The sequence below is a fragment of the Sphingopyxis macrogoltabida genome, from assembly GCF_001314325.1.
GTDB lineage: Bacteria > Pseudomonadota > Alphaproteobacteria > Sphingomonadales > Sphingomonadaceae > Sphingopyxis > Sphingopyxis macrogoltabida.
In genome coordinates, this window is the sequence record NZ_CP009429.1 from 719935 (window position 1) to 740736 (window position 20802).

Below are 20802 nucleotides of genomic sequence, written 5' to 3' on the forward strand. Positions count from 1 at the left end.
CCATGAAAATCGAACTTCGCCGCATCACCTATAATGCCGCTCTGTCTCAGGAAACCAGCGCCTACACGGCTGACGTCTATATCGATGGCGAACTGGCCTTCCATGCCCGCAACCAGGGGAAGGGCGGCGCTGACTTCTTCCACAAGATCGGCCGCTGGACCGAGATGGAAGTCAACCAGTGGTTGCTCGCGAACCGGCCGCCGCGATCCTTCGGCAGGTTCAGCTATGATCACGACCTCGAGGTCGAAGTCGGCGATCTCCTGGCCCGCGAACTCGAACGCCGCCGGTTGAAGCGGCTGATGCGGACCTGTCTCGTCACGATCGAGCGCGGTCAGATCTACCAGTTCCCGCTTCGCAAGCGCCCGGTGGACACGATCATCAGCGCGGTCCGGGCGACCAATCCCGATGCGGTCATCGTCAATGGCGCGAGCGGCGATGTGCTCGCCCAGGCCGTCGAGGTTCTCCTCTCACAGAAATGACCTGTCGCCACGAACCCCAAGGAATCCGAACATGGCCAACAACTATGTCGAGACGGCCTTCAATGTGCCCGTCACGCCCGAAGAAGCATCGCTGCTCGAGGAATGCTTTCTTGTCGCCGAGAAACTGTCCCCCGGTTTCAGCAAATCATCGCGCGCGGCGATGCAGGCGCTCGAGTCACTCTGCGCCGCTTGCAGCGATGCCTTCCGCAAAACATTCCCAAAGCAAGATCAGGAGGAAAATCCGTTCGCGTCCTTCCTCGAACTCTGGCTCGATCCTGATGTTCCTACTTTCGATGCGGACATCACAATCGACGAAGAGCGCGACGATACGGGCCTCGTCGCGTTCATTCGCGGACATGAAGCCGATGTTCAGGCGATCGCATCGCTGATCCAGAAGGTCTGCAAAAGCGCGCTGCCATTCGGTTTCGAGTGGGCCTCAACCTGCGACAAGTTCAGGCCGGGCCAGCATGGCGGCGGATATTTCGTGATCAGCGACACGCAAATTCTCGGCGCCTCGACCCGCGAGATGATGGACGAAACCCTTCGATCGCTCCGCCCGGGAGTGAGGACGTGACCGGCATCGCCAGCGCGAGCGTGACGCACTATGTCGATGTGTGGGACGAGCAAATCATGTGGCAATCGGCCTTTTCCGCCTATGAAAAGACGAACGGAATCGCCGACCAGCCCGATTTCGAACTGATGTGTGGGACGCAGCACAAGCCCGATATCTGCGCCTGCCTCCAGATGATCTTCGATCCCGGCACCAGCCCGATGGGCGTCCAGAACGAGGATTGCTGCGCCGAGCTGATCGAGAATAGCGGACCGGAGCTGACCGAATGAAGCGGGAGGAGAGGGGGATGGGCGTGGGCGGGCGCGATGGGGCGTCCGGAGGCAGGAGCCTATTCCATGGCCTACGATATCGCGTTCCGATTCCAGCAAGCGCTCGATCCTTCGGGCTTGTCGACGCTTCCGGCCTGTCTCCACGCGCTGACCACCGCGATCAAAGATTGCCGGAACGCCGGTAAGTCCGACGATCTCGATCCGGCCGTGATTTTGCTCGCGCGCCATCTCGGCGCCGTAGCGAGAGACTTGGGAGAGAATGACAGTCTGCTTCGCCGCGTCTGCATGGACCGGATTGCCGACATGCGAGGCAAATCCGCCCTTGCGGTGCTCGCGCAGAAGGGCGTCAGCTATGACGAGCAGGCCAAGAAGCTCTTCCATAGCGATGGCCGCAAGGCGTTGAAGCGACTCGGCGACGCCCTTTGCCTCGCCGACGGAAGCTATGACCTGCGCTCGAACAAGGGCGGCATCGCCGTCAGCGGCGAGATCATCCTTCATGGCGAAGACATCTATGTCCAGCTCGGCCTCGGCATCGGGTCGGGCCGCGAGGTGATGTTCCGCCGTGTTGCAGGACGACGCGACTATTGCGGCGACCGCAATCATTGGGCTGCCATTGGCGAACTGCTCGAGCCCGATCGCCTCGCCGTCCGCATCCGCCGCGACCTCCATCTCCCCAATCCCGGAACGCCGCCCCTGCGGCTCGTCGCCTGAGGAGTAAATCGATGGAAATCCTTGTCTCCCGTTCCCGCCTCGCGGGGACGCCGCCCCATTATGTCTACCGCGTCCTGGTCCCCGTCGACGGCGTGGCGGCTGAACGCCGCGCAATGGGCGGCGTTTCGGTAGCGCCCAGGGTCGCGGGGCGGATCGCATGTGTTCGCGTGGCGCCCGTCGTGGCGCCCGAGCGCTATTTGATGATGAGCCCCGTCGAACGTGCGGCCCTCGCGCCGCGCATCGGGGCGCTCAGCCGCAGGATCGAATTGCTGATCATCCGCTCGATCTTCCCCGAGATGACCGCGGACTCGGTGCCGATCATATTCGAGCTCGACCATGACCCAGGCGATGCGTGCGTCTGGATCCAAATCGCGGACCTCACGGCCGCATTCGATCGCCTTGAGTCCAACCTCGACATTCTCACGGCCTTCGACCTCGGTCTGCGTCAGGGCGACAATCTGCGCGCCGCCTGATGTCGGCCGGCCGAGTCCACGAAACCTGCAACCTCGTCATGAAGTCACTCAAAAAGAAAGGGTCTGAAATGACCGTTATCGGACATAATCACATACGAAAGGTCGAAACGTTCGACGGCTACGATATTATCGCGCACCCGCTACCGGCACGCGATGAACGCGTCTATTATCCGACGGAACCGGACAGCTGCAGCGCAGGCGTCACCTATGCCTCGCACGATGTGATGGTCGCAAGGCCGACCGGCATCGGCAAGAAGGGCCGCCTCGCCATATTGATGCACCATGGCGGCGGCCGCCATGTTCTCGAATTCTACGAGGGGCTTTTGCCGGTCGCTTCGGCCCTGCTCGCTCTTCCCGAGCGCGAGCAATATGCGCTTGCCTATACGATCTTCGAGCAGGCCGACGAATGCGCGGCGGGCATGCGCGCCGCCGAGGCGCGGCGCTGGGCCGAGGCCCATGTCGATGGCCGCATCCGCAAGCGCCGCCGCGGTCGCTCACAACAGGTCTATGTCGAAACCGAAGCCGAGCGAGCCATTCGCCGCAGCCGATAACGGGCGCCATCTTGGCGGGCCTATGCGCCTGCTTCCCGAATGCCGGGAGGGAAGGGGGGAGCGGATCGATGCGGCAGCAATGATGTTGCCGGGCAACCGGAGATCCTGACATGGCGCTTCCCAGCGAGATTCGTCCATCAGTCGGCGATGAACTCATCACGAAGGTATCGCGCCTGTTCAACGGGACGATCACCGATGTCCTCAACGAGCTGTTCCAGAATGCCCGCCGCGCGGGCGCCGGACGGATCGAAGTTCATGTGCGCGATCATGAGGGCGGCTCGAGCCTCCACATCGCCGACGATGGCCGCGGTGTCGACGACCCTGCTTCCTTCGTCACGCTTGGGCGCTCTGGCTGGAGTGACGAGATCGCGCAGCGCGAGGACCCGGCCGGCATGGGTGTGTTCAGCCTTGCCGGCAGGACCGTGACCGTGCGGTCCTTCTCGCGGGTCGCAGACGAGGGCTGGGCAATGACCATCCCAGCGGACGCCTGGGAAGGAACGCAGCCTCTGGCTGTTGAAAGCTGTCGGATCCGGGCGGGGACAGAGATCATCATCGCCATGCCCAAGGAATGGCTCTGCAATCTTCGCGCCCAGGTCGAGGCCGCTGCGCGGCATTTCCCGCTTCCGATCCATTTTCACGGCGAACTTCTGCCGCGCGAAGATTTCCTCGAGGGAGCCCATCGCGTCGAGGAATGGAATGGTTGCCGGATCGGCATCTTTCGGGGCAGCTATGACCTCGTGAATGAGCCGCGCATCAATTTTCACGGCGTCAAGGTCGCCTGTCGATTGCCGTCGGTCAAAGAAGTCGATGCTTCGTATCCGTGGACCGCCCGGATTGATATCGTCGACGCCCCATCGTTGCAGCTCGTGCTCCCCGCGCGCAAGGAAGTGGTCGACAATGCCGCACTGGGCGCGCTGCGGGCCGCCGTTCAGACCGCCATCTATCGAACGATTGGATCCGAGGGCAGCCATCGTCTCTCATTCCAGAACTGGCAGCGCGCCGCGGACCTCGGCATCGAACTTCCCGAAGCCAGCGCCTGGCTCTACGAATGGCGCCCGTGCACCGCGGACGATCGTGGCGGCGCCGAGGGCGCCCGCATCGAGGCCGTCCCGATGATCCTGGTTCCCGATCATGACGCCGATATCGAGCAATGCGCGGCGCCGCTGCTGACCGAAGATCGGCTCGGCTTGCGTGCCGTCCGCGCCGAGGACGCTTTCTCGGGCTACACATGGTATGATGGCCTTCCCCGCGTCACGGGCCTGTCCTTTGCGACCGAGATTGACGGGCGGCAGATTCACTACGCCGACGGCGATGTGATTTTCCCGGACATTTTGTCCGGACGCGTTCCAATGATCACGCTCGAAGTTCCAGTCGTCCGCTGCGCCGCCTCCGACGAGCCGATCGTGACGCTGTGCTTCCCGGTCGATATGCTGGTCTGCGCGAATGGCGGAACGAGTCTTGATGAAACCCATGTCTTCGTTCGCGAAGGAGCCTCTATCGCACCGGCGGCGCTTGCGCAGAAGATCGAGGACTGTTGTTTCGCCTACGACGAGGATTGCATCAGCGACAGCTGGCGCACCCAGCAACGCGATTTCGAGCGCGATGCCCGAAAATTTGCAAATGAACTGCTTCTTGGAGCCGATGAAGCGCTGGCGGAGAATATCCGCGCCGTCTTCGCCGAAGAGGTTCAATGGATGATCCCGATCGGGCGGCGGCTCACGCTCGAGGCCCACCAAGGCGATGTGCGGGTCGCGCTGACGGCCAATGACGCTGACCCTGAAATCACCACGGCATGACCATGCCCAAACCCTGATCCGAGCGGGCGAACCGGTGGTCGCCCGCTCGGCCCGATTCCCGAGGAGTCACTCCCGTGGCGGAAGATGAATTCGACAATCTCATCGACAACGCGACCCATGCGGTCAACAATTTGATCCCATCCTCGCTGCTCGCCGGAATGGATGCCGAGGGGCGGTCGAATCTCTTGATCCTGATCAACGATGCCCTTGCGCCCATCTTGCGCGACCTCGGTCCTCCCGAGGGTGGCGACGCTGGCTCCGCGAGGACGCGCCTTTCGACGATGGCCACCTTCATTTCCGAACTGATCGAGACGCATGTCGACAAATGCGAAGACGTCGGGTGCGGTCCGGACGAGCGCCCGGCGCACATCGTGTCCGAGACATTCGGTACGCAGGCCCAGATCGCCAGCATCGCGACCAGTTCGAGGATCGATGCCGCGCATATTCATATCGTGCTCGAAGGCGGCGATGCCTTCCGGCTCAAGATCGAACGCGTCGGCGCCTGAAGGCGGGCCTCCCTTCATTCCCTTCGACTGGACCTTGTCATGGCGAACGCTGAACCATCGACCCAATTGTCGCCGCGGCGCGCGGAACTCGCCTCGTTCGAGCGCTGCTATGCGGTCGCTGTCAGGAACCGCCTCGCCAGCGGCTGTATCCAGTTCATCGTGAGCACCGGGGAGGCGCTGCGGCCCTTCAGGGTTTCGTCGCGGCCGCCCGAAAAGGGCGAAAACTTGACAACCCTCGTAGCCTGACCGGCCCGAAGCGGAGGAGGGAAGGCGGGGTCATTGGCACGATCCTCTGAAGGGTTTTCGCCGATGACATCTTCACGCCCACATCATTCGCACCACTTCTTGCGGCGATCGCTCGACTGCCGGAACCGCTGATATGGCTGCCGCGCTCGCCCGCCTCGCGTCTGGTGTCTGGCTACGCCCCTGCCTTACGGACGATCCTGCGCTGCCACGCACGCCGGTCATCGCCGCGTGGGGTATGGGACTCGACAGCACGGCGATGATCATCGAGTGGGTCGCGCGCGGCAGGCCCCTCGACCTCGTATTGACGGCCGATACCGGCAGCGAGCGTCCGGAAACCTATGACTATCTCCCGATATTCCAGCGCTGGATGGACGTCCGCGGCATCGCGCACGAGATCGTCCGCTACGCGCCGAAGCGCTTCAAGCATTGGCCACCCTATTTCTCGTTGCTTGAAAACTGCCTGACCAACGCGACGTTACCCTCGATCAGTTTCGGACGGCACAGTTGCAGCCAGAAATGGAAGATCCAGCCGCAGGACAAATGGGTCGAGAGCTGGGATCTCGCGAAACAGGCTTGGGCGCGCGGTGACAAGGTGATCAAGCTCATCGGCTACGACGCTTCGCCAGCGGACAGCCGCCGGTATGCGCACCGCGAGGGACATGTCGACCCGCGCTATGACTATTGTTACCCCTTACGCGACTGGGGCTGGGACCGGCATCAATGCACGGCTCGCATCAAAGCCGAAGGTCTTCCCGTTCCCGTCAAGTCGAGCTGCTTCTTCTGTGCGGCCATGAAGCCGCACGAAGTGCAGACCTTGCCCGCCTGGTGTCTGCGACTGATCGTTCTCATGGAAGCGCGCGCGGCACCCCGACTGATCAATGTCGAAGGCCTGTGGCGACGGTCCACTGGTGCGCGTCCCGGTACGATGACCGAATTTATCCGGGGACGCGGCCTTTTGCCGCCCCTCGAGATTGCCGCGATCGTGAACGGCGCCCCCGTCGCCCTCGTCGAATTCCAAGCCGTCGCGGCACAGTTTCCAGTCGAAGCGCGCCCGCCGCTGCGCGAATGGATCGACCGGTTCAACGAAGGTGTCATGCGGCTCGCTGCGTGACCGTCGAGAACCGCGGACCCGACTTCGTCGCCCGAACCGCAGACTCTGTTCATCGGATGGTTTCTGATCCGAGCTCACCACCCAAGGAACTCACTATGGAAACTGGACAATATCTTGTGCTCAGTACCGCACATATTCGCTGTGCGACCGGGCAGATACTCACCGCCTGGGCGGATTATCCGCCACACAAGCAACCGTTGCCAGTGGCGCCGACGCAATATGGCTGGTTCCTTCATACGATGACGCCGCCGCCCGAAGCGCAGCGCCGCCTCCCCAAAGAATTGCCCCCGATCCTTGCGTTCGGCCGCGACAACGGCTGCGATTATGTGCTGCTCGACAGCGACGGCCCGACCGAAGACTTGCTCCCGACTTTCCCGTGGTAGGGCACAGAAATTGGCAGCCTCGTTACGGTTCAGCATCGGACTGCGGTTTTACTTGCATTTGTTCCCGGCAAAATGCCTGCTATTGGACAAGTTAGATAGCTTGGTATTCTGAAGGGTGAACTCATGGACGATTCCGAAACGCTAGGGCTGAGACTCATTCAGAGCCAGAAGGCCAAGGTAGTGACCAGCGCGACGGCTGACAGGAAGTTGGCGGCGAGCTTGTCGTAGCGTGTGGCGATCCGACGGAAGTCTTTGATCCGGCAGAAGGCATTTTCGATGAGGTGCCGGCTACGGTAGCGGTGCTGATCGTATCGGATGGCTCGCTTGCGGTTGCGGCGACCCGGAATGACGGGGCTGGTGCCATTCTCGCGCAAGGACGTCCGCAGCCGGTTTGCGTCGTAGCCCTTGTCGCCGAGCAGGTAGCGCATCGGTCCGGCGCGTTCGAGCAGTGCCGGTGCAGCCTTCACATCGCTGACATTGCCCGCCGTCAGCATAAGGGCATAGGGGCGGCCGAGAACGTCGGTCAGGGCATGGATCTTGGTTGTCCAGCCGCCGCGAGAACGACCGATCGCCTGCGTCTGGCGCCCCCTTTTCCACCAAAGGCCGAGCGCTGGGCTTTGATGTAGGTGCTATCGATCGCCGTGCTCTTCGTCACCGCACCCGCCCCTGCCAAGGCATCGAGCAACTTCGTCCAGAACCCCCGCCGCGACCAGCGGTTGAAGCGGTTGTAGACCGTCGTCGATGGTCCATAGTCTGCCGGACAGTCGCACCACCGGCAGCCGGATTTCAGTACATGAAGGATGCCCGAAATCACCCGCCGGTCATCGACCCGTCGCGCACCAGGCTGGTTCCGGGGCAAGTACGGCTCGATCGCCAGCCAAGCTTCGTCCGACAACCAGAATAAAGAACGCGACATCGTGAAGGGCCTCCCGCTGCGGTGAAGGCCCTTTGAATCAATACATACAAGCAATTTCAAGAGGCTGATTGGGTTTTAACCCTAGACCTCCGATCTGATAATCCAGAAACAGTGGGCCGCCGAGCAGCGTCCCGTCATGGAGATCGAGCCTGATCACCCAATGTCCGTCGGATAGCAGCCAGTGTTCGGCGTTGGTTTCGTCGACGGCGACTGACACGAATTCGGCAAAGTTCCGGATATCGAGCAGGTTGGCGCTCGATGCCGATTGATCGTCCGCCGCGGTGCTGCGGAGAACCCTCGGATCAAGCGCCGGCGTCCATATTGGTCGAGCATATGGCGTCGCAAGATCCGGGTCCTCTAGTTTCATCAGTCCAAAGTCAGAGGGGACAATCTCACCAACTTCCCGAGTTAGCGTCCGCGCTCGTGGTGTAATTTCCGGTGTAGGCGATGGTGTATTCCGGGGTGGGGCATGCCCCACCCCGGAATGCGGCGTCGCTGGTGGCCACCGGGTTCATCGTTATGGTGGAGTTTGCACACTTCAACCGTGACGAAGAGGAGTTCCCGATGACCGAGGACAGATTACTGATCGAAGAGCTTGCTGCGAAGGGCGGCCAACCGGATTTTTTGCGCACCATCGCCGAGAACGTGCTGCAGCTGATCATGGAGGCCGACGTTGATGGCCTGATCGGCGCGGGTCGCCACGAACGCAGCAGCGAGCGCGCGACCTGGCGCAACGGCTATCGCGACCGTTCGCTGGATACCCGGGTAGGCACGCTGAACCTGAAAATCCCCAAGCTGCGTGCTGGGTCCTACTTTCCGGGCTTCCTTGAGCCCCGCAAGATGGTCGAGAAAGCGCTGGTTGCGGTGATCCAGGAAGCGTGGATCGGCGGGGTCAGCACCCGGCGGGTCGATGAACTCGTCCAGGCCATGGGCATGACCGGCATCTCCAAGTCCACCGTCTCCAAGCTTTGCAAGGACATTGACGAGCGCGTCCATGCCTTTCTGAAACGCCCGCTCACCGGCGAATGGCCGTATCTCTGGCTCGATGCCACCTATCTCAAGGTACGCGAAGGCGGGCGGATCATCAGCGTTGCCGCAATAATCGCCATGGCCGTCAACACCGAGGGCCGGCGCGAGATCGTCGGCCTGCATATCGGCCCCTCGGAAGCGGAGGTCTTCTGGTCCGACTTCCTGAAGGACCTTGTTCGGCGCGGTCTTACCGGCGTGAAGCTGGTCATCTCCGATGCTCACGAGGGCCTCAAGGGCGCGATCACCCGCGTCATGGGCGCCACCTGGCAGCGCTGCCGGGTGCACTTCATGCGCAATGCCCTGTCCTATGTGCCCAAGGGCCAGAACACTGTCGTCGCCGCCGCGATCCGCCAGGTCTTCCTGCAGCCCGATCAGAAAAGCGCAACGCAGGTCTGGCGACAGGTCGCCGACCAGTTGCGCACCCGTTGGCCCAAGCTCGGCGCCTGCATGGACGAGGCCGAAACCGACGTGCTCGCCTACACCGGCTTTCCCACCCAGCACCGCACGAAGTTACACTCAACCAATCCGCTCGAGCGGCTCAACAAGGAGGTCAAGCGCCGCGCCGACGTCGTCGGAATCTTCCCGAACGAAGACAGCATCATCCGCCTCGTCGGGGCTGTGCTGATGGAGCAGAACGACGAGTGGCAGCTCCAGCACCGATACATGCAGATCGAAGGCATGGCCGAACTCAACCAACCCATGATCGAGGAGGAAAATCAGCCCCTACACATCACCGCCAAAGCCGCCTGACGATGGCCCACGGCCACAGCCGAAATTACACCACCTTGACGGACGCGACCCTTCCCGATCCCGCCATGCCGCGCGATAGGGCGCGCTGCGCCGGAGCCATTCCCATGCGAAACTGCGCCGATCGGCAAACAGCAACACGGCATATTCGCTGGCCAGCAGCCAATCCGGCACTTGAGGTGCCGGTCCGGGATCGCCGCCCAGCCCGTTCACTCTGACAGTTCGTGATCTTGCTTTAGCGACCCCATGCAAAATGGATAGGCACGCCCGTCCGCGTTGTCAGCCGAATGCGTTCTGAAACAAACGGTGGTTAGCGTCCGCGCTCGTGGTGTAATTTCCGGTGTAGGCGATGGTGTATTCCGGGGTGGGGCATGCCCCACCCCGGAATGCGGCGTCGCTGGTGGCCACCGGGTTCATCGTTATGGTGGAGTTTGCACACTTCAACCGTGACGAAGAGGAGTTCCCGATGACCGAGGACAGATTACTGATCGAAGAGCTTGCTGCGAAGGGCGGCCAACCGGATTTTTTGCGCACCATCGCCGAGAACGTGCTGCAGCTGATCATGGAGGCCGACGTTGATGGCCTGATCGGCGCGGGTCGCCACGAACGCAGCAGCGAGCGCGCGACCTGGCGCAACGGCTATCGCGACCGTTCGCTGGATACCCGGGTAGGCACGCTGAACCTGAAAATCCCCAAGCTGCGTGCTGGGTCCTACTTTCCGGGCTTCCTTGAGCCCCGCAAGATGGTCGAGAAAGCGCTGGTTGCGGTGATCCAGGAAGCGTGGATCGGCGGGGTCAGCACCCGGCGGGTCGATGAACTCGTCCAGGCCATGGGCATGACCGGCATCTCCAAGTCCACCGTCTCCAAGCTTTGCAAGGACATTGACGAGCGCGTCCATGCCTTTCTGAAACGCCCGCTCACCGGCGAATGGCCGTATCTCTGGCTCGATGCCACCTATCTCAAGGTACGCGAAGGCGGGCGGATCATCAGCGTTGCCGCAATAATCGCCATGGCCGTCAACACCGAGGGCCGGCGCGAGATCGTCGGCCTGCATATCGGCCCCTCGGAAGCGGAGGTCTTCTGGTCCGACTTCCTGAAGGACCTTGTTCGGCGCGGTCTTACCGGCGTGAAGCTGGTCATCTCCGATGCTCACGAGGGCCTCAAGGGCGCGATCACCCGCGTCATGGGCGCCACCTGGCAGCGCTGCCGGGTGCACTTCATGCGCAATGCCCTGTCCTATGTGCCCAAGGGCCAGAACACTGTCGTCGCCGCCGCGATCCGCCAGGTCTTCCTGCAGCCCGATCAGAAAAGCGCAACGCAGGTCTGGCGACAGGTCGCCGACCAGTTGCGCACCCGTTGGCCCAAGCTCGGCGCCTGCATGGACGAGGCCGAAACCGACGTGCTCGCCTACACCGGCTTTCCCACCCAGCACCGCACGAAGTTACACTCAACCAATCCGCTCGAGCGGCTCAACAAGGAGGTCAAGCGCCGCGCCGACGTCGTCGGAATCTTCCCGAACGAAGACAGCATCATCCGCCTCGTCGGGGCTGTGCTGATGGAGCAGAACGACGAGTGGCAGCTCCAGCACCGATACATGCAGATCGAAGGCATGGCCGAACTCAACCAACCCATGATCGAGGAGGAAAATCAGCCCCTACACATCACCGCCAAAGCCGCCTGACGATGGCCCACGGCCACAGCCGAAATTACACCACCTTGACGGACGCGACCGATATCGCCCATCGCGGTTCGCATATATTCCGCCACAGCCTTGCAACCGAACTTCTGCGTTCGGGCGCCGCTCTGACCCAGATCAGCCAGGTGCTGCGGCATAAAGATCACGATACCACGCGCATCTACGCGAAGGTGGATCTGGCAAGCCTGCGTACCCTGAGCCAGCCATGGCCGGGAGGCGTGCAATGAGCCCGCTACGCGACGCGCTCGAGCGCTACATCACCATGCGCCGCGGGTTCGGATACAAGCTGCGATGCCAGGCTCTGCTGCTCTCGCGTTTCGTCGCCGACATGGAGCAACAGGGTGCGGCGATTATCACCACCAAGCTTGCCCTCGACTGGGCCACCAAGGAGGCAAGGCCGCCAACCTGGCCGGGACGCCTGTCGGCCGTCCGCGCCTTTGCCAGGCATTTGTCGAGCACCGAGCCGCGCACCCAGATTCCGCCGACGGACATCCTCGCGGCAAGGCAGCGCCGAACGCCCTATATCTATACCGACCAGGAGATCGGCAGCCTGCTCAATGCGATGCTGACGGTTCGCTCGGCGAAGGGCCTGCATCGCTGGACCTATTACTGCATTTTCGGCCTGCTTGCGGTCACTGGATTACGGATCGGTGAAGCGCTCAGGCTCAAGCATGACGATGTCGATCTCGGCGCTGGCCTTCTGACTATCCGCGATACCAAGTTCGGCAAGTCCCGCCTCGTTCCGATCCATTCGACCACGGTTGCCGTGCTCACCGATTACGCCAAGCGCCGCGATGCAGTCTGCTTCACGCCGATCAGCCCGACATTCTTCGTCGGGGAACAAGGTCGCGCGTTAAATCATAGCGCGATCCATCTGATATTTCGTACGGTCGCTCGCCAGATCGGCTTGCGCCGTCCCGGCGATGCATATCGCGGCCCGCGCATTCACGACCTGCGCCACAGCTATGCGGTCGCCACCCTGCTGCGCTGGTACCGTGCCGGCGACGACGTCGAGCAGCGATTGCCCATCCTGTCGACCTATCTAGGGCACAGCCATACCAGTTGCACATATTGGTATCTGTCGGCCTGTCCCGAGCTGATGGAGCATGCCGCGCGGCGGCTCGATGCCCGATGGGAGCAGGCGTCATGACCCGGTCCCCGTCCATTGCGCCACTGATCGAGCGGTATTTCGCTCAGCGCCTCATGCATCAGCGCGGTGTCAGCCCGCACACCGTCGCATCCTACCGCGACACGTTCCGGCTGCTGTTGCGCTTTGCACAGCGCAGGCTCGGGAAGCCGCCTTCGCACCTCGATCTCGCCGATCTCGATGCCCCCTTCATCATCGCCTTCCTCGACGATCTCGAAGCGGGCCGCGCGATCGGAGCCAAGACCCGCAACCTCCGGCTGACGGCGATACGGGCGTTCTTCCGTTTTCTCGCTTTCGAGGAACCGGCAAGCAGCGGGCAGATTCAGCGCATTCTCGCGATCCCCGGCAAGCTCACCGAGAAGCGCGAGGTCCATTTCCTGTCGCGCCCGGAGATCGACGCGGTCCTCGCCGCGCCCGATCGAACATGCTGGCTCGGCCGCCGCGATCATATGCTGCTGCTCTTCGCGATCCAGACGGGCCTGCGCCTTTCGGAGATCGCCAGCCTTGATCGCAGCGACATCATGCTCGGCACCGGCGCGCATGTCCGATGCGTCGGCAAGGGCCGCAAAGAACGGCGCACGCCGCTCGCAGGCAAGGTCCGCGCTGCGATGCAGAACTGGCTGAAGGAGTCGCCACGCGGCGGGGCATCGGCGCTGTTCCCCAACATCCACGGTGGCCGCCTCAGCCCCGACGCCATCCAGTATCTGCTCGCCAAGCACGTCCGGACGGCGCGCGCGCATTGCCCATCGCTGCGACACAAGCGGGTATCGCCGCATGTCCTTCGGCACACCGCCGCGATGGAACTGCTCCAGGCGGGTGTCGACCTGTCGGTGATCGCGCTGTGGCTCGGACATGAGTCGATCCTGACGACGCAGGCCTATCTCCATGCTCATATCGCACTCAAGACCGCCGCGCTCGCCAAGCTCCAGCCGCATAATATGAAGCGACCCGGGCGGTTCGAACCGGAAGATCGACTGCTGGCCTTTCTCGACGCGCTGTAGCTCGGACCGCCGCAGCGATCAGAGGTCGGCCTTCTGCCGGAGCCCATCGAGCCATTCGCGCGACACCGTCTCAACCGTGTCGCGCAGCATGGCCACCGCCGCCCTGATCGCCTGCAGATCATCGCTGCCGATATCGTACGCAGCCGAGTAGCGCGCCTCGACATAAGCGCGTTTCGCCAGTTCGAAGCGCCGGCGATCGACCTTCGTTGCCCTCGGCCAGGCCTCGACGAGCCGCGTCTCCCGGTCCTCGGCGAGCGAACGCAAAAACTTCAGATTATGCGAACGCGGAACATATTGGCTGCGCACCAGAAGGAAGCAGGTGTACGCCCGCTCGGCAGCCTGATGCAGCGTGAAGGCGGCGTCGTTCTTGTGTCCTTTGCCGATATAAAAATCGGCCCCCTCAAGCGCCGTGTCGACCTTGGCCAACCAGTCCGCAAAATAGCCGCTCGCCATTTCATAGGCATCCGCCGCGGTCAGCGGCTGCGGCGTGGCGAGCGCCGTGCCGTGCAACTCGTAGAGAGCGACACCGTCCTGCGCGATGTCGACCCAAAAATACTCGCCGCGAGTGAGCCCCCGATTCACCTCTTCGAGCGTGTGGACGATAATGTTCACGGGCCGTGCAATCGCCGCATCACGCAGGATCTTGTCCTCGGCGACATACCAATATTCCGCGATATCGGCGAGGTCAGCGTGGCTGACGATGATCAGCAGATCATAATCAGACTGATACCCGTTCTCGGGCTCATCGACCCAGTCGCCGCGCGCATAGCTGCCGAAGAGGATGACCTTCCGGACCTTGCCGTTCTTCTTCCACGGCTGCGTCGCGCGCGAGATCGCGACGGCAAATTCGTCCATCAAAATCCGCGTTGCTAGCGCCAGTTCTTCCTGCTGCGCCGGCGGAAGATGATCGACATCGTTCTTCATCCCCGGAGTCTCGCCATCTTCACGCCCGGTGGCAAGACCTCATTGCGGCCGATCGGCATCGATTGCCCCAGATCGGATGCGTAAAACTATGCCGAGCCGATCACCGCAAAGTTGCTGGAAAGCCGGGACCTACCGCGCCCGCTCGGCATAGTGTGGCGCTCGGCATAATCAAAGTTATGCCGAACTCGGCATAATTTCGAATAGCGCGCCTTCACATAGGCGTCCTTCAGCTTCTCGAACCGCGCCCGGTCAGCACGCGTCTCGCGCGGCCAAGCATCGACAAGGCGACGATCAATCCGCTCGGCCTGCTTGCGGAGGAAAATCAGATTATGGACATGCGGCGTGTAGAAAGTCTCGACCAGAAGTATGCAATGGTAAAGCATCTCAGCGGTCTGATGCAGGTCAAATGCAGCCGGCTTTAAGTGCCGCTTTTCGATATGAAACTTTGCACCTTCGTATTTTTGCATCGCGCCAGGAAACCAGTCTTCGAAATACTCCTCCGCCATCGCCAGCGCCGATTCCGGCGTCTTTGGCTTCGGTTCGTGGAGTTCATCGTCGACTGTCTGATAGAGCGCGATGCCGTCGCGCCGGACGTCCATGAAGAAATAGCGGCCATGCGCCAAGCCGTCATTCACCTCCTGGATTGTGTGCACGATGAAGTTCACCGGTGTCTTGATCGTCTGGGTGATTGCCAGTTCTCGCGTCAAGCGATCGTCGGCCTTCAACCAATAATCGACGCGATCCGTCAGCCTTTTATCGTTGACGATGATCAGCAGGTCGAAGTCCGACCGATAGCCCTTGGCCGTGTGCGGCTCGTCCACCCAGTCGCCGCGGGCATAGCTGCCATAGAGAATAATTTTCTCGATACGACCGCGTTTCTTCCATTGCTGCGTTGCCAGTGCCAGCGCATCCTCGAATTCTTCGAAGATAATCTGGACGACCCGCTCAAGGTCTCGACGCTTCTGGGGAGGGATGTGGTCAATGTTCGTCCGCATGAGAACAGCCTAGCAACACTGTGCCCACGATGCACCCATTCTTCGGGTCCATCTTTGACTAAAGCGGCGGGTCGGCGCGCGCCCATTGGTTTTCTTGCCGACGACCCTCGCAGCGAGCCCTGGTCGCCGCGGACGACCAAGGTGCTGCCCATTGAAGCTTTCATCCGCAGTCATAATCATCTCTCTGCTGCCCGATTCCTATCGCGAAACGGTGCTGCTGAGCAAACGCGCAAAGGTGCCCGCTTCATGTCTGCGTCGTTCGTGATAGCGTCCCAGGAGGTCCCGAAAGATGCGGCGGTCGTGTCTCTCGCTGGCCATCGTCTCAAGCTCGGAAAGTTCGTCCGCCGCGTCGGCGAATACCTCGAGTTCGAGCATACGCGTCCGATGCAATCGGTCGTTGAGTGCGCCCACCGCGGCGACGATTTCTCCATTTGCCGAGTAACTCGCCAGCCGAAGGAAGAGGCGGCTCGAGCGGTCCGCGATATCACCCATATTCTGGTTGCCGTCGCGTGGAAGCCCAGCCTTGCCGACGGCCGCGAGCAGCAGCAGGCGATTGAGTCCAAAGAGATCGCGTAGCTCGGCCTCGCTATACAGCGGAACGCGAAATCCTTCCCCCGCGATGAAATCCACCATGCGTTCCCCGGCAAGCCGATTGAGGGCATCGCGTACTGGTGTGATGCTGACGCCGATCTCGTCCGCGAGCCGCGCTGCTTCGATCCGAACGCCAGCAGACCAGGCGCCGGTCATCAGCCGATGCTTGGTCGCGGAATAGGTCGGCTCATGCACATGGGCGGGACTCATTGCTCAGCCCGCCGACGCCCGGAAATAATCGGCAAGCATCGCCTCCTGATCGGGGCGCAACGCATCGATCGCACCGATATGGTCGGGAACATTGTCGTCCAGCAATATCGATGGGCATTGCCCTTCATAATTGCCGAGGTTGGGGCGGTGCTGCGCATATCCCGCGAGCGCGGCGAGTTCGGGTGAGAATTTGCGGGCGATATTCGGCGGATAGGAAAGCCACAGATTCTCATAGGGCTTGAGCCATCCGAGACTGTAGCCGATGACCACCCCGCGGCGTACCGATTGGGTCAAATTGGGCCCGGCGCCGTGCGCGGTCGAGCCAAGGAAGCAAATTGCTGAACCCGGATCGCAGATCGCGGCAATCGGGTCGCCGACATCCTCCTTCTCCATCCCGTCGCGGCCGTGGCTATAGGGATAGATTTGGGTCGCGCCGTTATCAGCCGTGAATGGAGTAAGCGGCCAGATGACGTTGATCAGATATTCATGCTCGCCCTTGGCGCCATTCCACATGTCATGATCGCGATGGGGAAACTGCCGCGTCTCACCGGGATGGATTTCGATCGCTTGCGCCACATTGAGCTGAATCCGGTCGCACGCGCTGCCGAGTATGGCTTGAACGGCGCCGAGGGTCGTCGGCTCCAGGGCGAGCGTTTCAGCATGGGCAGATCGCTTCAAGAGCCCGCCGAACCGCTTGGTGCGGTAGCCGTAGAAGCGCCCCTGGCCGAAAGGCGTCGCCGCGAAGACGGGATCGAGGTCGGCATTGAATGCATCGATCGTCGCGGTCGGCAAAACGTCCGGGACGATGCAATAGCCGCATTCGACCAGCCGGGCGGTCAGTTCTTCGGAAGACATATATGTCATTCCACCAACTCCTGCTGGCCGAACAGTGCGAATGTCAGCGGTTCGAAGACGCCGCCGCGCTTCAGGCCATCGATCGTGCGCTCGTCGATCTGAATATGGAGGGCAGCGAGCGTTCTCCCGTCCTGGCGTAAGGGCCTTCCGAGCGGCCGGCACAGCCATCCGAATTGAAGAATTTGTTGGAGCCAGCCGATTTCGGCGACCCCAGTGTAATCCGTGATGCCGGTCGCCAAGGCATGCTCGGCAAGCGCGGTTACGAGTTGGTTTCGCGCCATGCGCCTCTCGCCGGCTGTCTGATTCCGGTCGAGGCAAAAGCGAGTGATCTCCCTGACATTCGGCCCTGCGGGGACGGGCCCGTCGCAGAGAAAGGGATACAGGTCGCCGAGCAGATGCGAGCTGTCGGTTGGCAGCAGCCGCGCGGATGCGCGGTGGCGACCCCATTCGTCGGCCAGAATCAGATAATGGGCCGCCGGAGTATCGAACTGGTCGATCTCGAACCGGCCGTCCAGAACGGGTAAGTCCCATTTTAGCAGGTCGACGAACACCTCTTTGCGGGCCGCGAACATGGCGCGCAGCACATCGTTCTCGGACACCTCTGGCGTCCGCGTGGTAGGGGTAGGCATATTGGCTCCTGGGCTGTCTGTTCCCGGAGTCTCATCATGATTTTGCCGATCTGCCTATAGCATGAAAGGGGGATGGCTTCCCACCGAGCCATCCTGATCCAGTGTCAGTCAGTGAACGGCGGGCCGCGCCCACCGGATGATGTCGCCGAAGCCGATCAATCCGTCGAACAGCGCGCAAAGGATGAGCGCCTGCCGACAATGCACCGCATATCGATCGCGCGCCGTTCTAAGATGCTGATTGACTGTCTCCTCGCTTATTCCAAGGATGGCGGCAATTTCGGCCTGGGACTTGCCGCGAGCAGACCAGAGGACGCATTCTCGCTGGCGCTTGCTCAGGACTGGACGCTCGCGCACGGGCGCGACCCCGACGATCCGCCGCGCGCTGGCCAATGCAAAGGCGCCGACAATTTCGGCGACATGAAGCATTTCGCGAGGGATCTCCCGGTTCGGACGAACGGCGAAAGAGCACGATCCACTGGCCTCGCCCGGCAAATGCCGGGGGACCGTGAAGCCGTCGCCGACGCCGTTTTCGCGTCCCACCGCCAGCATATGCCGATCGCCTTCGGTCATGGGGACGAGATCAGGCAGATGCTGCCACTCGAAGCCGACTAGCGATCGTTCTCCTGCCCGGCGCACCGGATCGGCGCCCCCGAGGTCGAAGTCGACATAGACATTCGCCCAAGCGTCCGGATAGTCATGGATCAGCAAATTGGCTTCGGCTTCGTCGCCGGCTCGCCGATCATAGACCAAGGCAAAATGATCGAAACACATTCGACGCGCTGCGGTCATCAGCGCTGCATGAAGTTCATCTTCGTCATCTACGGAACAAATTTCTGAAACCAGATCTTCCATCAAATGCAATCGCATGATCATTGATCGACCGAGGGCGCGTTCCCAACCCGCCATCCCGCAGGTCGCTCCTAATGTCATCGAATTCGGTTCCTTTCCTTCATCGACGATCGCTGAACATGAATGCTCGATACCGAGCGGTTGAAATAGATGCTGAATAGCTCGGTGGCTTCTCTCCTTTGCTGCGCCCCGACGAAGGCGTGGGTCGTTCCGCCAGCGGTGATAAGTCTCGGCATAGACATTGATGCGAATGTGGTGTGCCTTGGTCGGGGCGAGCCTCGTCATGTCTCGCCGCCTTCGGAGAAATAGGCATGCAGTCGGTGCGCGACCGAGGGCGCGAGCCGTACAAATTGTCGCCTGCCGTCGCTGGGATCTTCGGCGCGATAAATGAGTTCGGCGTCGCACAGCTTTTGCAGGACCCGCATCGCGCTGCTCAGAGGACGCTCGACCGCCCCGCATAGCGATCCGGTCGATATCGGTTTGTCCTCGCACTCATGGATGAAGAGCTCAACCAGCATATCCCATGCTGGTTCGCCGAGAATTTCTGGCGAGCCGAATAACTGCTGCCTTAACAGGCGCCGTCGGACAGCGCGTCGGGCGTTAGCAAGCGCTTGATCCGTTCGCGCTTGCTCCGAGCTCGATCGATCGGAAGCGCTGTCTCTCAAGTGCTGGCCTGCCGATTTGGCGGTTGTATTCGGTCGCGGGCGCGACTTCATTATTCGCCGGCACTCGGAGTTCGTGACAACGATGTGTTCGACGATTTCTATGTCGAGCGATCGGGAAATCTGTACCAGCGCGCGTGTTGCAATCAGGTCCTCCTCGCTGGGCGTCGCATCCCCACTGGGGTGATTGTGAACGAGGATGAGGCTCGCGGCGTTATGTTCCATCGCCCGGCGAAAGATTGGCCGAGGATAAATTACGAGCTGGTGCACCGTTCCGCGTTGCACTTGCTCATCGGCAATCAGCCGGCCAATGCCATCCAGAAAGAGGATACGGAGGGTTTCATCCTGGAGCGAGCCCATCGTGGCAATCAGATGCCGCAACAGCTTCTGGTCGCCTGGATCGATTATTCGCTTTCCCAGTTCCCCGCGCGACCCTTCGAGCATTAAGGCGCGCGCGCCTAACAGGAGTCCAGGCACCGCGCTGCTTTTCCCGCAAATCCGGGCCAGACTTTCCTTCGACTGCGAACAGATTCGATTGAGGGTGTGAAACTCTGCGAGGAGCGCGCTTGCTAATTGCTGGCTTTGCTCAGGGGCGACGATCGCGATGAATTTCGCCAGGACGGATCGCTGCCGTTCTGCTGTAAGCGTTGCTGATGACGCCATGTTGCAAAGATCAGAAGGGGAGGCACCAGCCATGACCAGGCGACCTGCATGATCATGTAGGCAGCCGGGTGCATCGACAAATCGGACGCCCGGCTGAGGTGTGCCATCAATGGGAGCAGGTGAAGCGCAGCGGCTATCATCGGCCAGAATCGGTGTGCGATCAGCGCTAGGACCAATGTCGAGGTAGCGCCGAATCCATCGATAACAAGATGACCGAAATCGAGTGAAGCATAGCCAAGCGGAACGAATCGATGGAGTATCGGATCGGATGCGACCATCACGATCGCAACCCCCGCCATCACCCGTTCGGGACCTCCACCGCGCCGTGCGGCGTAACCGAGAGCCACCAAAAGAAGCAGGAAGAATGCCGCGACGCGCATTGCGATCCATATTCATAGTAATGGCCCCCAGTCAAACCGTGTCAGGCAACGGCGTGGAGCGGCACGACCGCCGATTCCTGGAGCGGGCAGTCTTCGTGGATGTCGTAGCCCGCGGTTTCTCGACCGATGGTCACCAGATCACCGTGAACGCGGAATACCTCGCCGCTGATATCGACCAGCGACATTTGCGCCTTGGCGAGACGCTGGATCATCGCATGGCCTTTCGCAGCCGGTACTCCGGCAGTGTCCCGGCGGGCCGCCACGACACTGGTGGTGAGCGACAGAAGGGCGATCATCGCGTCATCGATGCGAGCCTCTGCCGCCGGCACGTCCTGCTGCAGGCGGGTTACGATGGGTTCGACTTCGGTATGCATGGCTTCTCCTTGCCGGAAGCCGCGGCGGCTCCGACTTT

The 20802-nt window shown here is 61.7% G+C and carries 29 protein-coding genes; 17 read left to right on the forward strand and 12 right to left on the reverse strand.

What is annotated here, in order from left to right; all coding sequences use genetic code 11:
* Positions 1-2: 2 nt before the first annotated feature.
* The 11 genes from LH19_RS03525 to LH19_RS28370 all read left to right on the forward strand — a co-directional run bounded on the left by LH19_RS03525 (position 3) and on the right by LH19_RS28370 (position 7096).
* Complete coding sequence (locus tag LH19_RS03525) at positions 3-479, forward strand: hypothetical protein (protein WP_054724971.1); 477 nt, start codon at positions 3-5, stop codon at positions 477-479.
* Positions 436-1053, forward strand: a complete 618-nt coding sequence (locus tag LH19_RS03530) for a hypothetical protein (protein WP_145923342.1) — start codon at positions 436-438, stop codon at positions 1051-1053. The genes LH19_RS03525 and LH19_RS03530 overlap by 44 nt, the downstream gene beginning before the upstream one ends.
* Positions 1050-1319, forward strand: coding sequence for a hypothetical protein (locus tag LH19_RS03535; RefSeq protein WP_039575656.1), 270 nt, complete (start codon positions 1050-1052; stop codon positions 1317-1319). The genes LH19_RS03530 and LH19_RS03535 overlap by 4 nt, the downstream gene beginning before the upstream one ends.
* A 66-nt stretch (positions 1320-1385) precedes the next feature.
* Positions 1386-2030, forward strand: coding sequence for a hypothetical protein (locus LH19_RS03540; RefSeq protein ID WP_039575653.1), 645 nt, complete (start codon positions 1386-1388; stop codon positions 2028-2030).
* Between the two features lie 11 nt (positions 2031-2041).
* A complete protein-coding gene (locus tag LH19_RS03545) occupies positions 2042-2503 on the forward strand; it encodes a hypothetical protein (protein WP_039575651.1) in 462 nt (153 codons plus the stop codon).
* 68 nt (positions 2504-2571) lie between these two features.
* Positions 2572-3054: a hypothetical protein gene (locus LH19_RS03550; RefSeq protein WP_039581098.1), complete on the forward strand. Its 483-nt coding sequence runs from the start codon at positions 2572-2574 to the stop codon at positions 3052-3054.
* 392 nt (positions 3055-3446) lie between these two features.
* Positions 3447-4850, forward strand: a complete 1404-nt coding sequence (locus tag LH19_RS03555; protein ID WP_234716071.1) for an ATP-binding protein — start codon at positions 3447-3449, stop codon at positions 4848-4850.
* A 74-nt stretch (positions 4851-4924) separates the two neighbouring features.
* Positions 4925-5356, forward strand: coding sequence for a hypothetical protein (locus tag LH19_RS03560; RefSeq protein WP_039575644.1), 432 nt, complete (start codon positions 4925-4927; stop codon positions 5354-5356).
* A 39-nt stretch (positions 5357-5395) separates the two neighbouring features.
* The gene (locus LH19_RS03565) at positions 5396-5602 is read left to right on the forward strand and encodes a hypothetical protein (RefSeq protein WP_039575641.1); all 207 of its coding nucleotides are present in this window, start codon (positions 5396-5398) and stop codon (positions 5600-5602) included.
* A gap of 235 nt (positions 5603-5837) precedes the next feature.
* A complete protein-coding gene (locus LH19_RS03570) occupies positions 5838-6713 on the forward strand; it encodes a hypothetical protein (RefSeq protein WP_228383923.1) in 876 nt (291 codons plus the stop codon).
* A gap of 95 nt (positions 6714-6808) precedes the next feature.
* On the forward strand, positions 6809-7096 hold the full coding sequence (locus LH19_RS28370) for a DUF5983 family protein (protein WP_039575639.1): 288 nt from the start codon (positions 6809-6811) through the stop codon (positions 7094-7096).
* A 158-nt stretch (positions 7097-7254) separates the two neighbouring features.
* On the opposite strand, the gene LH19_RS27665 is transcribed toward LH19_RS28370, so the two are convergent.
* Positions 7255-7955, reverse strand: a protein-coding gene (locus LH19_RS27665; protein WP_234716168.1) for an IS5 family transposase whose coding sequence is annotated in 2 segments (ribosomal slippage) — positions 7255-7679 and positions 7679-7955 — 702 coding nt in all. Because the reading frame shifts where the segments join, the coding sequence is not laid out codon by codon here.
* Here LH19_RS27665 and LH19_RS29310 point away from each other — a divergent pair.
* A complete protein-coding gene (locus tag LH19_RS29310) occupies positions 7897-8037 on the forward strand; it encodes a hypothetical protein (RefSeq protein ID WP_234716212.1) in 141 nt (46 codons plus the stop codon). The genes LH19_RS27665 and LH19_RS29310 overlap by 59 nt on opposite strands.
* A gap of 12 nt (positions 8038-8049) precedes the next feature.
* Here LH19_RS29310 and LH19_RS03585 read toward each other — a convergent pair whose 3' ends face one another.
* Positions 8050-8379, reverse strand: a complete 330-nt coding sequence (locus LH19_RS03585) for a hypothetical protein (RefSeq protein ID WP_054724976.1) — start codon at positions 8377-8379, stop codon at positions 8050-8052.
* Between the two features lie 197 nt (positions 8380-8576).
* Here LH19_RS03585 and LH19_RS03590 point away from each other — a divergent pair, with 197 nt between their 5' ends.
* Entirely contained in the window at positions 8577-9791 is a 1215-nt protein-coding gene (locus LH19_RS03590; RefSeq protein WP_006954973.1) for an IS256-like element ISSpma2 family transposase, read from the forward strand.
* On the opposite strand, the gene LH19_RS29785 is transcribed toward LH19_RS03590, so the two are convergent.
* A complete protein-coding gene (locus tag LH19_RS29785; RefSeq protein ID WP_407696697.1) occupies positions 9765-10001 on the reverse strand; it encodes a transcriptional regulator domain-containing protein in 237 nt (78 codons plus the stop codon). The two genes, LH19_RS03590 and LH19_RS29785, sit on opposite strands and share 27 nt — an antisense overlap.
* 253 nt (positions 10002-10254) lie before the next feature.
* Here LH19_RS29785 and LH19_RS03595 point away from each other — a divergent pair, with 253 nt between their 5' ends.
* From LH19_RS03595 to LH19_RS03610, 4 genes are read left to right on the forward strand one after another with little or no spacing between them, the layout of a single operon-like run.
* Positions 10255-11469: an IS256-like element ISSpma2 family transposase gene (locus LH19_RS03595; RefSeq protein WP_006954973.1), complete on the forward strand. Its 1215-nt coding sequence runs from the start codon at positions 10255-10257 to the stop codon at positions 11467-11469.
* 2 nt (positions 11470-11471) lie between these two features.
* Entirely contained in the window at positions 11472-11711 is a 240-nt protein-coding gene (locus LH19_RS03600; RefSeq protein WP_054724978.1) for a tyrosine-type recombinase/integrase, read from the forward strand.
* Entirely contained in the window at positions 11708-12634 is a 927-nt protein-coding gene (locus LH19_RS03605; protein WP_054724981.1) for a tyrosine-type recombinase/integrase, read from the forward strand. Before LH19_RS03600 ends, LH19_RS03605 begins: the two co-directional genes overlap by 4 nt.
* Complete coding sequence (locus LH19_RS03610; RefSeq protein ID WP_054724983.1) at positions 12631-13632, forward strand: tyrosine-type recombinase/integrase; 1002 nt, start codon at positions 12631-12633, stop codon at positions 13630-13632. Before LH19_RS03605 ends, LH19_RS03610 begins: the two co-directional genes overlap by 4 nt.
* Before the next feature lie 18 nt (positions 13633-13650).
* Here LH19_RS03610 and LH19_RS03615 read toward each other — a convergent pair whose 3' ends face one another.
* The 9 genes from LH19_RS03615 to LH19_RS03655 form a co-directional block, all read right to left on the reverse strand.
* On the reverse strand, positions 13651-14556 hold the full coding sequence (locus tag LH19_RS03615) for a HEPN domain-containing protein (RefSeq protein ID WP_054724984.1): 906 nt from the start codon (positions 14554-14556) through the stop codon (positions 13651-13653).
* A gap of 86 nt (positions 14557-14642) precedes the next feature.
* Positions 14643-15551: a nucleotidyltransferase and HEPN domain-containing protein gene (locus tag LH19_RS03620; protein WP_082395401.1), complete on the reverse strand. Its 909-nt coding sequence runs from the start codon at positions 15549-15551 to the stop codon at positions 14643-14645.
* Positions 15552-15749: 198 nt separating this feature from the next.
* A complete protein-coding gene (locus LH19_RS03625) occupies positions 15750-16352 on the reverse strand; it encodes a GntR family transcriptional regulator (protein WP_039575548.1) in 603 nt (200 codons plus the stop codon).
* Positions 16353-16355: 3 nt separating this feature from the next.
* Positions 16356-17216 (reverse strand): phytanoyl-CoA dioxygenase family protein, encoded by an 861-nt coding sequence (locus LH19_RS03630; protein WP_039575544.1) that lies wholly within the window; start codon positions 17214-17216, stop codon positions 16356-16358.
* Positions 17213-17836, reverse strand: coding sequence for an acyl-homoserine-lactone synthase (locus LH19_RS03635; protein ID WP_052208297.1), 624 nt, complete (start codon positions 17834-17836; stop codon positions 17213-17215). The genes LH19_RS03630 and LH19_RS03635 overlap by 4 nt, the downstream gene beginning before the upstream one ends.
* A 108-nt stretch (positions 17837-17944) precedes the next feature.
* On the reverse strand, positions 17945-18970 hold the full coding sequence (locus LH19_RS03640) for a LuxR family transcriptional regulator (protein ID WP_228383648.1): 1026 nt from the start codon (positions 18968-18970) through the stop codon (positions 17945-17947).
* Complete coding sequence (locus LH19_RS27670; RefSeq protein WP_158514392.1) at positions 18967-20010, reverse strand: JAB domain-containing protein; 1044 nt, start codon at positions 20008-20010, stop codon at positions 18967-18969. Before LH19_RS27670 ends, LH19_RS03640 begins: the two co-directional genes overlap by 4 nt.
* Positions 19917-20390, reverse strand: coding sequence for a hypothetical protein (locus LH19_RS28990; protein WP_039575541.1), 474 nt, complete (start codon positions 20388-20390; stop codon positions 19917-19919). The genes LH19_RS27670 and LH19_RS28990 overlap by 94 nt, the downstream gene beginning before the upstream one ends.
* A 41-nt stretch (positions 20391-20431) precedes the next feature.
* Positions 20432-20764, reverse strand: a complete 333-nt coding sequence (locus LH19_RS03655) for a hypothetical protein (protein WP_039575537.1) — start codon at positions 20762-20764, stop codon at positions 20432-20434.
* Positions 20765-20802: the final 38 nt, after the last annotated feature.

Coding starts and splice junctions, on each gene's coding strand:
- LH19_RS03620 (WP_082395401.1), bottom strand. CDS start 15,551: ATGCGGACGAACATTGACCACATCCCTCCCCAGAAGCGTCGAGACCTT.
- LH19_RS03555 (WP_234716071.1), top strand. CDS start 3,447: ATGGGTGTGTTCAGCCTTGCCGGCAGGACCGTGACCGTGCGGTCCTTC.
- LH19_RS03550 (WP_039581098.1), top strand. CDS start 2,572: ATGACCGTTATCGGACATAATCACATACGAAAGGTCGAAACGTTCGAC.
- LH19_RS28990 (WP_039575541.1), bottom strand. CDS start 20,390: ATGCGCGTCGCGGCATTCTTCCTGCTTCTTTTGGTGGCTCTCGGTTAC.
- LH19_RS27670 (WP_158514392.1), bottom strand. CDS start 20,010: ATGGCGTCATCAGCAACGCTTACAGCAGAACGGCAGCGATCCGTCCTG.
- LH19_RS03545 (WP_039575651.1), top strand. CDS start 2,042: ATGGAAATCCTTGTCTCCCGTTCCCGCCTCGCGGGGACGCCGCCCCAT.
- LH19_RS03585 (WP_054724976.1), bottom strand. CDS start 8,379: ATGAAACTAGAGGACCCGGATCTTGCGACGCCATATGCTCGACCAATA.
- LH19_RS03625 (WP_039575548.1), bottom strand. CDS start 16,352: ATGAGTCCCGCCCATGTGCATGAGCCGACCTATTCCGCGACCAAGCAT.
- LH19_RS03615 (WP_054724984.1), bottom strand. CDS start 14,556: ATGAAGAACGATGTCGATCATCTTCCGCCGGCGCAGCAGGAAGAACTG.
- LH19_RS03610 (WP_054724983.1), top strand. CDS start 12,631: ATGACCCGGTCCCCGTCCATTGCGCCACTGATCGAGCGGTATTTCGCT.
- LH19_RS29310 (WP_234716212.1), top strand. CDS start 7,897: ATGCCCGAAATCACCCGCCGGTCATCGACCCGTCGCGCACCAGGCTGG.
- LH19_RS03540 (WP_039575653.1), top strand. CDS start 1,386: ATGGCCTACGATATCGCGTTCCGATTCCAGCAAGCGCTCGATCCTTCG.
- LH19_RS03590 (WP_006954973.1), top strand. CDS start 8,577: ATGACCGAGGACAGATTACTGATCGAAGAGCTTGCTGCGAAGGGCGGC.
- LH19_RS03640 (WP_228383648.1), bottom strand. CDS start 18,970: ATGACGAGGCTCGCCCCGACCAAGGCACACCACATTCGCATCAATGTC.
- LH19_RS03565 (WP_039575641.1), top strand. CDS start 5,396: ATGGCGAACGCTGAACCATCGACCCAATTGTCGCCGCGGCGCGCGGAA.
- LH19_RS03630 (WP_039575544.1), bottom strand. CDS start 17,216: ATGACATATATGTCTTCCGAAGAACTGACCGCCCGGCTGGTCGAATGC.
- LH19_RS03655 (WP_039575537.1), bottom strand. CDS start 20,764: ATGCATACCGAAGTCGAACCCATCGTAACCCGCCTGCAGCAGGACGTG.
- LH19_RS03570 (WP_228383923.1), top strand. CDS start 5,838: ATGGGACTCGACAGCACGGCGATGATCATCGAGTGGGTCGCGCGCGGC.
- LH19_RS03525 (WP_054724971.1), top strand. CDS start 3: ATGAAAATCGAACTTCGCCGCATCACCTATAATGCCGCTCTGTCTCAG.
- LH19_RS03595 (WP_006954973.1), top strand. CDS start 10,255: ATGACCGAGGACAGATTACTGATCGAAGAGCTTGCTGCGAAGGGCGGC.
- LH19_RS03530 (WP_145923342.1), top strand. CDS start 436: ATGTGCTCGCCCAGGCCGTCGAGGTTCTCCTCTCACAGAAATGACCTG.
- LH19_RS03600 (WP_054724978.1), top strand. CDS start 11,472: ATGGCCCACGGCCACAGCCGAAATTACACCACCTTGACGGACGCGACC.
- LH19_RS03605 (WP_054724981.1), top strand. CDS start 11,708: ATGAGCCCGCTACGCGACGCGCTCGAGCGCTACATCACCATGCGCCGC.
- LH19_RS03635 (WP_052208297.1), bottom strand. CDS start 17,836: ATGCCTACCCCTACCACGCGGACGCCAGAGGTGTCCGAGAACGATGTG.
- LH19_RS28370 (WP_039575639.1), top strand. CDS start 6,809: ATGGAAACTGGACAATATCTTGTGCTCAGTACCGCACATATTCGCTGT.